The organism is Kitasatospora sp. NPDC059795, from assembly GCF_042732175.1.
In the GTDB taxonomy this organism is placed as follows: Bacteria; Actinomycetota; Actinomycetes; order Streptomycetales; family Streptomycetaceae; genus Kitasatospora.
On record NZ_JBHWID010000013.1, the window covers coordinates 148,508 to 161,204 of the forward strand.

8 protein-coding genes are annotated in these 12,697 nt (G+C 76.8%); 2 read left to right on the top strand and 6 right to left on the bottom strand.

Annotated elements, in window-relative coordinates; translation table 11 throughout:
* Positions 1-244 precede the first annotated feature (244 nt).
* The gene (locus tag ACFV4P_RS25405) at positions 245-3,037 is read left to right on the top strand and encodes an ATP-binding protein (RefSeq protein ID WP_380474789.1); all 2,793 of its coding nucleotides are present in this window, start codon (positions 245-247) and stop codon (positions 3,035-3,037) included.
* 136 nt (positions 3,038-3,173) lie between these two features.
* Positions 3,174-3,455, top strand: coding sequence for a hypothetical protein (locus ACFV4P_RS25410; RefSeq protein ID WP_380474791.1), 282 nt, complete (start codon positions 3,174-3,176; stop codon positions 3,453-3,455).
* A 139-nt stretch (positions 3,456-3,594) separates the two neighbouring features.
* Here the strand turns inward: ACFV4P_RS25410 and ACFV4P_RS25415 are convergent, their stop codons facing one another.
* The 6 genes from ACFV4P_RS25415 to ACFV4P_RS25440 form a co-directional block, all read right to left on the bottom strand.
* Positions 3,595-5,133: a DUF6895 family protein gene (locus ACFV4P_RS25415; RefSeq protein WP_380474793.1), complete on the bottom strand. Its 1,539-nt coding sequence runs from the start codon at positions 5,131-5,133 to the stop codon at positions 3,595-3,597.
* Positions 5,134-5,159: 26 nt separating this feature from the next.
* On the bottom strand, positions 5,160-5,996 hold the full coding sequence (locus ACFV4P_RS25420) for an ABC transporter permease (RefSeq protein ID WP_380474795.1): 837 nt from the start codon (positions 5,994-5,996) through the stop codon (positions 5,160-5,162).
* On the bottom strand, positions 5,993-7,006 hold the full coding sequence (locus ACFV4P_RS25425) for an ABC transporter ATP-binding protein (RefSeq protein ID WP_380474797.1): 1,014 nt from the start codon (positions 7,004-7,006) through the stop codon (positions 5,993-5,995). Before ACFV4P_RS25425 ends, ACFV4P_RS25420 begins: the two co-directional genes overlap by 4 nt.
* Positions 7,003-7,629 (bottom strand): flavoprotein, encoded by a 627-nt coding sequence (locus tag ACFV4P_RS25430; protein ID WP_380474799.1) that lies wholly within the window; start codon positions 7,627-7,629, stop codon positions 7,003-7,005. The genes ACFV4P_RS25425 and ACFV4P_RS25430 overlap by 4 nt, the downstream gene beginning before the upstream one ends.
* Positions 7,630-7,776: 147 nt before the next feature.
* Positions 7,777-9,204, bottom strand: coding sequence for a lanthionine synthetase C family protein (locus ACFV4P_RS25435; RefSeq protein WP_380474801.1), 1,428 nt, complete (start codon positions 9,202-9,204; stop codon positions 7,777-7,779).
* 81 nt (positions 9,205-9,285) lie between these two features.
* Positions 9,286-12,531, bottom strand: a complete 3,246-nt coding sequence (locus tag ACFV4P_RS25440) for a lantibiotic dehydratase (RefSeq protein ID WP_380474803.1) — start codon at positions 12,529-12,531, stop codon at positions 9,286-9,288.
* Positions 12,532-12,697: the final 166 nt, after the last annotated feature.

Consider the following 12,697-nt stretch of genomic DNA (forward strand, 5'->3'; position numbering starts at 1 on the left):
GGCCCGCCCCCGGCGACGACCGTGACGCGGACGGCGCCGGGGAGGCACTGCCCCGCTCGTCCGCCGGAGCGCCGCGACACCGACGACGGCACCGCGAGCCGGCCGTGCCGATCAGGCATCCCCCACGGCGGTCGGGCTGTCACCTGCGGTGGTCGTGCGGTGACCCGCCGGGTGGGGGGATGCCGTTACGATCGGCTGCCGTTCCGGCCGGCCGGGGCGGTGCGGCCGCTTCGGTGACGGGGGAATGGCAGTGGAGTTCGGCGAGTTGCTGCGCGACCTGCGGCTGGGCGCCGGGTGGACCCAGGAGGAGCTGGCCGACCGTTCCGGCGTCTCCGTCCACTCGATCAGCATGCTGGAGGCCGGTCGACGGCGGCCCCGGCTGTCCTCGGTGGCCCGGCTGGCGGACGGGCTGGCGCTGTCGGCCGACCGGCGCGAGCGGTTGGTCGCCGCGGCCACCGACCGTCCAGCGGCCACCGACCGTCCAGCGCACCCCGCTCCTCCGGAGACTGCGACGACTGCGGCGGCTGCGGCGGCTGCGGAGGCAGTCCGTGGGCCGCGTCAACTCCCGGCCGACAGCCGTCTGTTCACCGGTCGGGTGGCGGAGGGCGAGTTCCTGGCCGAGGTCGCCGAGCAGGCGCCGGACGGTACCGAGGCCGGCATGGTGGTGCTGTGCGTGATCACCGGCATGGGCGGTGTCGGCAAGACCGCGCTGGCGGTCCGCACCGCGCACCGGGTCGGGGAGCGGTTCCCGGACGGTCAGCTGTTCCTGGACCTGCGCAGCCACACCGCCGGGCTGGAGCCGCTCGGTGCCGAGGACGCGCTGGAGACCCTGCTGCGCTCGCTCGGCGTGCCCGCGAACCGGATCCCGAGCGGGCTCACCGACCGCGCCGCGCTCTTCCGGGCCCGGCTGTCCGGCACCCGGACCCTGATCCTGCTGGACAACGCGTCGAGCGCCGCCCAGGTCCGGCCGCTGCTGCCCGGCAGCACCGGCTGCCTGGTGCTGGTCACCGGCCGCAGCCCGCTGGTCGGGTTGGACGACGCCCACCTGCTGACCCTGGACGTGCTCCCCGAGGACGACGCGGTGGACCTGCTGCGCCGGGTCGCCGGGGCCGGCCCCGCGGACCGCGGCGAGCCCGCCGACTTCGCCGAACTGGCCCGGCTGGGCGGCCGGTTGCCGCTGGCCCTGCGGATCCTCGGGGCGCGCCTGCGGCACCGGCCGCGACTGACCGCCGCCGCCCTGGCGGAGGAACTGCGCGAGGAACGGCACCGGCTCGCCCGGCTGCGCGACGAGGACCGCGACCTGGCCGCCCTGTTCCGCTCCTCCTACCGGGACCTGCCGCCGGAGGAGCAGCGGCTGCTGCGCCTGCTCGGGGTGCTCCCCGGCGAGGACCTGGAGGTCTGCGCCGCCGCGCACCTGCTCGGCGCCGAACGCCGGGACGCGGAACGGCTGTTGGAGTCGCTGCTCGGCCACCACCTGCTCGCCCAGCCGGCCCCGGGCCGCTACCGGATGCACGACCTGGTCCGGGCCTGGTCGCGGACCCTGGCCGAGGAGGAGCCGCCGGCCCGCCGGGAGATCGCCGCCCGCCGGCTGCTGGACCACTACCAGGACACCGCCGAACGGGCCGGCCACCGGCTGGCCCGCTACCGAGGCCACCGTCCGCCGCCGGCCGGCCCGGCACCCCGGCCCGCTCCCGACGTGGACTCCCCCGAGCGCGCCCGGGACTGGCTGCGCGCCGAACGGCACAACCTGCTGGCCGCGATGGCCCGCAGCAGCGACCCGCTGCGCCGCAGCGTCCTCACCGCGGCGCTCGCCCCGATCCTGGAGCTGGACGGCCCGCGCTCCGAGGAGGCCGCGCTGCACCTGGCCGCCGCCGAGGCGGCCGTCGGCCAGGGCCGGCCGCTCGACCGGGCGGAGGCGCTGTGGCGGGTCGGCCGCTCCCACCGGCTGGCCGGCCGCTTCGAGGAGGCCGCCGAACTGCTCGCCCGGGCCGACCGGTTGTACGGCGAACTCGGCGACCCGCACGGCGAGGCCCAGGTGGCCTGGGAGCGCGGCCGGCTCGCCTACCAGAGCGGCGACCCGGCCCGCGCGGTCGAGCTGTCCGGCCACGCGCTGGCCGGCTACCGGCGACTCGGCGACCCGCAGGGCGAGGCGCACACCCTCTGGGACCTCGGCCGGGCCCGCTGGCTGCTCGGCGAGAACGTCGCGGCGGAGGAACTGCTGGACGCCGCGCTGGCCGCGTACCGCGCGCTCGGCGACCGGGTCGGCGAGGCGCACGCCCTGGGCGACCTGGGCCACCTCCGGTACGCGCGCGGGCGGGCCGCCGCCGGCGCGGACCTGCTGGAACGGGCGCTGGCGATCACCCGCGAGCTCGGCGACCGGCAGAGCGAGGCCAACACGGCATGGCTGCTGGGCCGGATCCGGCTGCTCCAGGGCGCCCACCCGCAGGCCCGGGAACTGCTCGACCTGGCGCTCGCCGGCTGCCGGGAACTCGGCACCCGGCAGGGCGAGGCCAGCACCCTCAGCGCACTCGGCGAACTGCACCTGGCGACCGGCCGGACCGACACCGCGATCGAACTCCAGCGGCAGGCCGCCGCGGTCTTCCGGGCCTCCGGCAACCCGCACGGCGAGGCCAACGCCCTGCACGGCCTGGCGCTGGCGCTGCGCACGGCCGGCGACCGGGCCGCCGCGACCGGCCTGCTGCACGGCGTGCTGGAGACCTTCGAGGCCGACGGGGACCCGCAGGCCCAGGCCGAGGTGCTCAACAGCCTCGGCCTGCTCGCCGCCGACGCCGGCGACCTGCCCGAGGCCCTCGTCCGGCACCGCCGCGCGCTCGACCTCGCCCGCCGCAACGACAGCCCGCTCGACGAGGCCCGCGCCCTGCTCGGCATCGGGCACTGCCTGCCCCCGGCGGAGCGGCCCGCCGCCGTGGCGGCCGTCCGCCGGGGCCTCGCCCTCCTGGAGGCGGCCGGCGCGGCCGAGGCCGTCGAAGCCCGGGCCCGGCTCACGGTGCTGACGGACGGTCAGGAGCAGGCGTAACGCCAAGCGAGCGCAGGGCGGACGACATGGGACGGGCCGGCCGGACGGCAGAGGATGAACGTCGAGCGCAGGGGCCGCCCGACAGGGCCTCGGGAGCTTCGGTCAACCGTCCGTCAAACCGAAAGGCACAGCAACGATGCGCACGATCTTCAAGGCCGCCGCAGCGACCGCGGTCGGCGGGGTACTGCTCCTCGGCTTCACCGGCACGGCCTCGGCAGCCGGCAGCGGCGCCAACAGCCTGAACGGCCAGGGCTGCCCGTCGGTGGCCTCGAACTCGGCCTACGAGGGGACGTACATCCAGCACCTGAACTACACGTACGTGACCGGCAACGGCTTCCGGGACGGCGTCTACACCGTCGACTTCTACAACCGCGCGAACGTCTACCAGTACTCCTGGGTGGCCGAGTACCGCTGCTGATCGCAGTCCCACGGACCGCCGCCGCCCGCGCGCGGGGGACCCGCCGACCGCCTTTCGGCGGGCGGCGCGGGCGGCGGCAGCACAGCATCCCGAACCGGGTGTCCGGTCGGGGTGCTGCCGCGTTTCCGCGCCCGGCTCGTCAGACGGCGAGGGCGGTGGTGGCGGTGAGGGCGGCGAGGGCGCGGGCGCAGGCGGCGGTGACCGGGACGTGGACGGAGGTCGCCGGGTCGGTGCCGGCCGGGAGGCGGGAGGCTTCGCGGGCGTAGGCGCCGAAGGAGCCGTCGGGCTGCTGCTGGGCGAGCAGGGAGGCGAGGGCCCGGTCGACGGCGGGGGAGCGGGGGGTGAGGGGGGCGCAGGCGGCCAGCAGGGCGGCGGCCAGCGGGAGGTCGTAGCTGCGGAGGGCGCTGCAGGCCAGGATCGGGAGGATCTCGGCGAGCCGGGCGGCCTGCGCGGGCGGCGGGCCGGCGGCGGTGAGGGCGGCGGCGACGGCGAGCAGGTGGTCGCGGTCGGCGTCGAGCAGGGCGAGGACGCCGGCGGGGTCGGCCGGGAGCGGGCCGGGGGCGACGGGGGGTGCCGGGTCGGCGGGGGCGGCGGCGAGGAAGGCCCGGGCGCGGGACAGCGACTCGCGGGCGTACTCGGCGAGTCGGGGGTCGGCCGGGCGGGGCGGGGCCGCGGGGCGCAGCAGCGGGCCGGCGTCGGCACGGGGGCCTTCGTCGAGGGTGAGGGCCATGGCCGCCACCAGGGTGGTGTGGTAGCAGCGCTGGAAGGCGTAGTCGGCGTACTGGTCGGGCGGCAGGGCTCGGACGGCGGCGGGCAGGTAGTGCGGTCCGGGGAACGAGCCGTCGGGGAGCTGCTGGGCCAGCAGCCGGTCGCGGGCGTGGTCGGCGAGCGGGGACGGCGGCATGTCCAGGGCCCGGCGGCAGAGCAGCAGTTCGGCGACCAGGTCCCAGTGGCCGGCGGCGAGGAACAGGGCGAGGAGTTGTTCGACCGTCCCGGACGCGGTGGCCCGCCGGTCGGCGGTGAGGGTGTGGACCGGCCGCATCGCCATGTCGCTGAGGTAGAACACCACGTGGGTGACGGCGTACGCCTCGAACTCGCTGACCCGGGCCGGGTTCACCGGGGCGCCCAGCACGTCCGCCGCGTACAGCTCCTGGTAGCCCGGCAGCCGGTGGCGCAGGCCGCCGAGGTCGAGGATGTAGCGCAGTTCCATCAGCCCGTGGGCCGGGTGGCTGGGGTTGTGCAGGTCGGCGTGGTCGAGGTCGACCAGGCGTTGCAGCGCGGCCCGTTCGTCCTCCGGGAGGCGGCCGGTCTCCAGCAGCAGGACGAGCAGCCAGGCGTAGTACTGGAAGAAGCCGGTGGACCGGAAGAGCTTGTGCCGCAGGGTCGGCCGGGCGACGGCGAGGGCGGCCCGGTCCAGGCAGCGTTCGACCGCGGCGCGCGACTCGGGGTCGAGTTCGGCGTGGCTCAACCAGCGGGCGGCGACGCAGAGTTCGAGCAGCGGCGCGGACGCGGTGGCCGGAGTGGGACGGTCCGGCTCGGGCGGGTCGAAGCGGTCCAGGGCCCCGGCGACCCAGGCCAGCGCGCGCGCCACGGCCGGTGCGCCGCCCTGCGGGGAGCGAGCGGCGGGGGCGGCGGCGCCGGACCAGCGGGGCAGGGCGGACGGCGGTGCGGTGGTCATGGGGGTGTCCTTGGCGTCGGTGGCCGTCAGCGGCCGAGGCGGCGGCGGATGCCGATCGCCAGGACGGCGATCAGCGCGGCGAGAACGGCGAGGTCGGCGCCGGCCGGCAGCAGGTGCGGCAGGTGGCCGCCGCCCGGCGTGGTGATCAGCGCCTGGCGGAGCAGGTCGACGGCGTACGTCAGCGGGTTGAACCAGATGGCGGTGGAGAGCCAGCTCGGCACCTGGTCCGGGCGGAACACCGAGCCGGACAGGAACAGCAGGGGGAACATGAGCAGTTGGACCACCTGCTGAAGGGTCTCCACCCGCCGGAAGAGCAGCGCCGCCAGCAGGCCGAGGGCGCAGAACACGGCCGCTGTCACCGCCACCGCCGCCAGCCCGAGGACGGCCCCGCGGAGGCCGATGTGCACCCCGGCGACCGGGGCCAGCAGCATGGTCACGGTGCCCTGCACCAGGCAGGGCACGATGCTGCCGGCGGCCTTGCCGAGCGCCAGCGACCAGCGCGGCACCGGCGCGACCAGCATCTCCCGCAGGAAGCCGAACTCCCGGTCCCAGGCGAAGGACATGCCCGAGCTGATGCAGCCGGAGGCGGTCTGGATGGCCAGGATGCCCGGGAACACGTACGCGCTGAACGGCACGCCGTCGACGGCGCCGACCATCCCGCTGAACCCGACCGCGTACACCAGCAGGAAGAACACCAGTTGCAGCAGCTGGCTCACCACCGGTCCGGGGCGGCCGAGTTGGCGGACGATGTCGCGGTGGGCGACCACGGCGGCGGCGCGGGCCGCGGCGCGCAGCGAGCCGGTCGGCGCGGCGGCGGGCGGCGAGGTCCCGGCGGTGGTGGCGGGCGCGGTGGCGGTGCTCATCGCGGCGGCTCCTCGGGCGAGTGCGTGGGGTGGGCGTCCAGGCCGGCGCCGGCGGCCTCCAGGAACACGTCGTCCATGGAGGGGTGGCGCACCGTCAGCGAGCTGATCGCCACCCGGGCGGCCGCGACCACGACCGGCACCGTCGCCTCCGGGTCGTCGGTGCGGACGGACACCGAGGGCAGGCCCTCGCCGTCCGGGCGCAGTTCGGCGTGGTGGCCGGCGGCCCGCAGGTTCTCCACCGCCCGCCGGTCGTCGGCGGTGCGGATCAGCACCTGGGAGGCGCCGAGCGCCGCCTTGAGCGCCTTCGGGGTGCCCTCGCGGACCAGCGCGCCGTCGCGGACGATCGCCACCTGGTCGGCGAGCTCGGTCTCGTCCATGTAGTGGGTGGAGTAGAGCACCGTCAACTGCCGTTGCTTGCAGAGCAGTCGGAGATCCTCCCAGACCGAGCGGCGGGATTCCGGGTCGAGTCCGACGGTCGGTTCGTCGAGCACCAGCAGGCGCGGGTGGTGGAGCAGCGCGCGGGCGATCTCGACCCGGCGGGCCAGGCCGCCGGAGAGGGTGTGGACGGCGGCCCGGCGGCGGTCGGCGAGGCCGAACGAGTCGAGCAGGGCGTCGATCCGGCGGCCGGCTTCGGCACGCGGGACGCCGTAGAGGCGGGCGTGGAAGCGCAGGTTGCGCTCGATGGACAGGTCGGGGTCGAGGGTGGACTCCTGGAACACCACCCCGAGCAGCGCCCGTACCGCCATCGGCTCCGACCGGGTGTCGTGGCCGAACACCCGGATCCGCCCGGCGGTCGGCTCCAGCACGGTGCACAGCGCCTTGACCGCGCTGGACTTGCCCGCGCCGTTGGCGCCGAGCAGCGCGGTGATCCGGCCGGCGGCGACCGTCAGGCTCAGCTCCCGGACGGCCTCCAACTCGCCGTAGCGAATGACCAGTTGATCGAACTGCACGGCGGGGACGTCGAGCCGGCCCGGGGAGAGCTGCGACGGTGCGACGGCGGCGGTGGTCATCCGGTCACCTCGGCCTCGGCCTCTGTCCCGGTCCGGCAGGCGGCCAGCAGCTGTTCGGCCGACGGCAGGGTGAGGGCGGGCCGCATGGTGCGGCTCGCCACCTCGTACGCCAGGCCGGGCACCGGATCCACCACCTGGTGGCCGTCCGCGCGCAGCCGGTCGACGTTCCGGGCGACCTGCGGGGTGCGCCACATCACCGGGTTCATCACCGGCGCCAGCACCACCGGCTGCTCGGCGCAGAGCAGCGTGCTGGTCAGCAGGGTGGGGGCGGTGCCGGTGGCGAAGCAGCCCAGCACGTTCGCCGTCGCGGGCAGCACCAGTACCGCGTCCGCCCAGCGGCCGAGGGCGACGTGGCCGGGGCCGTGGGCGTCCTCGGTGCAGACCGCGTCGCAGATCAGCCGCAGCGTGTCGGCGGGCAGGAACCGCTCGGCGGTGCGGGTGGCGACCAGGGTGATCCGCTCCACCCCGGCGAGCCGGAACGCGTTGAGGTAGCCGGGCAGTGCGAGGACGGAGATCGAGCCGCTCACCCCGATCAGCAGCCGCCTGGGCACGGCCGCGCCGTCGCCCGGGTCCGGCGTCCCGGGCGGCGCGGCGGCGGCGGGGATCGGTGGTGCTGTCGACATGGGTCTCCTCCGGTGGTCGGCGGTGCGGACGATCTCCCGGGCTTCGGACGGGCGGGCTTCAGGCGGGCGGGCTTCGGGCGGGCGGACGTCGGACGGGCGGGCTTCAGGCGGGCGGGCTTCGGGCGGCGCGGTTCGGACAGGCGGGCTTCAGGCGACCAGCAGCGCCCGGTCCCACTGCGCGCGCGGGCCCTCGGGCAGCGGCTGCGGGCCGAGCAGGGCGTCGGGCACCACCGACAGCAGGGCCAGCGCCGCGCCCGCCGCGCCCTCCAGCACCCCGGCGACGTCCAGCCGCCGGTGGCTGGTGGCGTGCCGCCAGCCCTCGGGGTGGTCGGACGTCAGGTGGTGGAAGACGAACGGCGCGTCCGGGTCGGCGAACTCCAGGACCCGCAGGGCCATGCGGCGCACCCCGTCGCGCAGCACCGGGTCCCCGGAGTCGGCGGCCACCCGGTGCAGCATCTGCAGCAGTCCGCCGAAGCCGTGGCAGAAGGTCGGGCCGTCCAACCGCCATTCGCGCTCGTCGCGGGCCAGTACGGCGCGCAGCCCGGCCACGGCCGCCGCCCGCCAGTGCGGCCGGTCGAAGGCCAGGCCGGCCTGGTGCAGTGCGACGGCCACCCCGGGGGCGCCGTAGCACCAGGCGGAGCGGGTGAACGCGGCCTCCGGCCGGACCGGCGCGGTCTGCTCGTCCCAGCTGACCCGGCACGGCCAGTACGGGCCCGTCCCGTCGTGCAGCGTCCAGCCGAGCAGCCACTCGGCGACGGTCTCGGCGGCCGCCGCGCCGCCCGGCACGCCGAGGCCGCGCCGTTCGGCAAGGGACAGCAGCATCAGCGGCCCGGCGATGCCGTGCGCGAGGCCCGCGTTGAAGTCGCCGCGCGGGTAGTCGCGGCGGTCCTGGTCGACCGGCTCGAACTCCGGCGACACCCACCAGCCGGGGACGGTGACGCCGTCCACGGTCAGCGGCTCGGCCAGCGCGACCAGGTGACGCAGGGTGGCGGTCAGCGCCTCGGCGGCCCGCGGGTCGCCGTCCAGGTGGGCCGCGTCCAGTAGCAGGCGTCCGGTGCCGGTGAGCCCGTTGACCACGTCGTACGCGGCCCACGGGACGCCCGGCAGGCCCTCGGCGCGACGCTGTCGGTGGACGGCCAGCCGGGTCTGCTGGTCCTGGGCGATCCAGGCGGTGAGGCGGTCGCGCAGGCCGGCGTAGTGGCCGAGCGGACCGGCCGCCACCCCGACGGCGGCGGCGATCGCGGCCGGTCCGTAGTTCAGGCCGTTGCTGGGGCGGCGCGGCATCTCGTCGAGGGCGACGGCGAGATGGGCGTGCGCGGCGTGCGCGCGGTCCGGGTCGCGCCAGGCGAGTTCGCCGTGCAGCAGGGCCACGCCGGGGTGGCCGTGGGTGAGCGAGATCGGGTCCCAGACCGGGTTGCCGAAGATCGGCTCGATGTTGTCCGGGCGGCCCGCGACGGCGGCCACCCGGGCCGGGTCGGCCAGCCGCTCGGCCGTCAACAGGACGGCCTCGGCCGCCCGTTCGGCTTCGGCGGTGGTGAGCAGGGGGTCGCCGGGGGCGACGGCGGGTGCGGTCATGGCGGGCCTTCGGCAGTGGGCGGGAACGAGGACGGGGCGGCGACGGATCACGCGCGGTGGCGGTTCACGCGCGGTGACGGATCACGCACGGTGGCGGCGGCGGTCGTGGTGGTCGAGCACCGCCGCGCGGGCGATGGCGAGGGCGCTGCCCTCCCGCTCCTGGACACCGCCGAACAGGCGGTTGCAGGTCATGTGGATCAGGCTGCCGACGATCCTCAACTCCGAGGTGGCGCACCGCCCTTCGGAGGTCAGCCGGCGGATCGTGGCACCGTAGCGGGCGGCCGTGGCATCGCGTTCGCGCAGGGCGGCGAGGACGCGCTGCCCGGCCTCGTCGGCCGCCAGCCGGGGCCAGCCGCCGACCGGGTCGATCAGGGCGCGCCAGCGGGCCCGGTCGCTGCGGAAGTGCGGCGGGACGTCCCGCCGGTCGCCGGTGGCGGCCAGCCAGGCGGCGGCCGGGTCGTCGGCGTACGGCCCGCCGGCCCACGGCGTGCCCGGCGACGGCGCGCCGAAGGCGTGCGCCACCGCGGCGACCGCGACGGTCGCCAACTGGTCGCCGCTGTAAGGGAATCGGGGCTGTGCGGCGAGGTCGAGCAGGGCGATCGACGCCAGCGAGTCGGCCTGGAAGTACTCCTCGGCGGCCTGCTGGGCGTGCGGCCCGCCGTAGCGCTCCCACTCGGGGTCGTAGCTGTCGACGGTGAAGTGCGAGAGGAACCCGGCGACCTGACGGTCCGTCAGGATTCGGCTCAGCCGCGGCAGGGTGTCCTTCCAGAGCACCTCCGGGTCGCCGTGGAAGCGCAGTCGCAGGTGGTAGTCCGGGTCCCGGTAGCGGATGAAGAACCAGCGGTCGGCGCCGGTCTGCCGGGCGGCCTCGGCCAGTTCCGGGACGAGGGAGCGGACCAGCTGGTCCTGGCCGCGCCAGGAGCCGTACGCCTTCAGGTAGAGCCAGTCGCTGCCCGGGCCGGCCTGCCGGGGACGGTCCGGCGCGGTCGGGCGGGGCAGTCGGCCCAGCGGGAGCGGGCGGGGCAGGCCGGGCGCGCGCTCCAGCGGGACGACCAGCTCGACCAGGTGGCCGCCGCCGGGGCCGCCGTCGCGTCCGGCGAACCAGCCGTCGGCGCACGAGGCGTCGGGGGTCTCCTGGGCCACCAGCTGCGGGTCCTTGCGGAGTTCGTCGCGCAGCAGCAGCAGGTCCCAGGGGTCGTCGAGCCGGAGTTCCAGCCGCTGGTCGTTGGAGAGCGCCAGGATGCGGTCGGGCACCCGCCAGTCGGCGCGCCAGCGGGCCACCGCCCCGGCCCAGCCGGCGGCGTCGGCGGCGGGGATGCGTTCGGCGGCGCGGCGCAGTTCGGTGAGCTTCCAGGTGGCGGCGCAGAGCACCACCCGGCCGTACCGGACCCGGGGGAGGAACGGCGCGGGGGAGACCTGTCCCCAGTCGAAGGGCTCCCACAGCCGGTGGCCCTCCTGGCCGATCTCCCAGAGCAGCCGGGCGGCGTTGGGCGCCTGCGCGCCGGGGCTGAGCATGCTGTGCGCGGTGGGCGCGAGTTCGCGCATGGTGGGCAGGTGCACCGCGTACATCCGGTCCAGGGTGGAGCCGACGGCGATGTCGTCCAGCCGCAGTTCCTCGGCGCCCTCGGCCTCGGGCAGGCCGATGCCGATGCGGCGGCCGGTGAGGGCGGGGGTGTGCGCGATGTTGGCGGCGCGCGGACTGCGCGGCTGGTAGGCGAGGTTGACCGGGAGCGCCCCCGGCACCAGCGGCTCCAGCGCGGCGCAGCGTTCGGCCACGGTGCGGGCGACGTGCTCGTCGAGCAGGTCGGCGAACCGTCCGATGGTCGCGCCGGCCTGGTGCGAGCCCGGGTTGGGGGCCAGCACGAGGCGGAACTCGCCGTCGGACAGGGCCTGTTCGGACGGGGAGACGACGTGCAGGAAGAGCTCGCAGGAGGGTTGCACGGTGCTCGGGTCCGGCTCGCCGAGGGACAGCTGCTCGACGGTCTGCTCGTCGAGCACCACCTCGCGCCGCCCGTCGCGGACGGCCCGGGTGTGCAGCGCGGCGAGCAGCTGCTCGCGGTCGCGGTCGCGCGGCTCGGGGGCGTCGGACTCCGGCCTCTCGGCGTTCGGCCACTTGTAACCGCCGGGCGCGCCAAGGCCGTTGGTCTCGTCGAGCAGCTCCTTGAGCGGGACGGGGCGGCCCACGCCGTACTTCTCCAGGAATGCCTCCTGGTACGGGCGCAGCGGGCGCATGCCGAGCCGGACCGGGCTGAGCCGCCACATCGCGTCGACGGCCCGCTCGACCTCGGACCGGACCGACTCCGGCAGCCGGACCCGGGCGCCGAGCCGGGTGTCCAGGTGGAGCGACGTCCGGTGCGGGCGCAACTCGGCCTGCGCGGCGAGGAGTTCGGACAGCGCCGGGCCGCCGTGGCCGGGCGCGGTGGCGTCGTAGGCGTCGCGCAGCCGGGCGACCTCGCGCAGGCCGGTCAGCGCGACGCAGGCGGCGCTGTCCGGGGCGGGGTCGGTGGAGGCCAGCACCTCGATCACCCGGACGAGCGGGTCGCCGCCGTCCAGCGGCGGACGCAGCCCGGTGACCAGGAGTTCCTGGTCGACCAGCCCGTGCAGCATGGACCGCACTGCGGCCTCGGGCGCGGTCGGGAAGAGCTCCCGCAGCCGCCCGACGAGCGCGCCGAACGCGACCGGGGTGCGCGCGGCGTCCAGCGCGGCCCGCACGGCGGGCGTCCACCGCACCGAGACGCTGCCGCGGCCCTCGGTGCCGGCCGCGACGCCGAGGTTGGCGGGCGTGTCGAGGACCACCCGGTCGGCCTGTACGCCGGCACCGGCATGCGTCCGGACCGGCAGCCGCTCCAACACCGCGGCGTCGAGCTCCAGTTCGCGGACCAGGCCGAGCAGCCAGTCCATGTCGGCGTGGGTGCGGTGGTGCGGGCCGCGGTCGTCCCACTCCACCTTGGCGGAGCTGTCGAAGCGGCCGTCGGCCACCCCGGCGAACAGCCCGAACGGGGTGGGCCGGGTGCGCAGGCGGATGTCGTAGCGCAGCGCGGTGAGCGCGGCCCGGCGCAGCCGCTCGTCGCCGATGCCCTCGGCCCGGCCGTCGGCGGCGCGCTCGACGGTGCGGGCCAGGTCGGGGCTGGCCAGCCGGACGGCCTCGCGGCGCAGCGGGTCGGCGGCGAAGGCGGTGAGCAGGGCGAGGTAGGCCTCCCGGCCGGCCTCGGGACCGAGGCCCCGGACGCCGTCACGGAGGGTCAGGGAACTGCCGCGGGCTTCGGCGGGGGCCCGGAGCAGGAACACGTCCCAGGCCCGGAACCACGGTTCACGGGTGTTCTTCATCTGATCCCTCCGGTCCGTCCAAGGCCCGGCATGTGGGGCCCGAATGGGCCGGCGGGGGGGGGGGGGGGGGGGCCCCCCCCCCCCCCCCGGGGGGGGGGGGCGCCGACGGGAGTTGGGGAGGGGGGCCCCCAGGGGGGGGGGGGGGGCCGGGGGGGGACCGACCCGA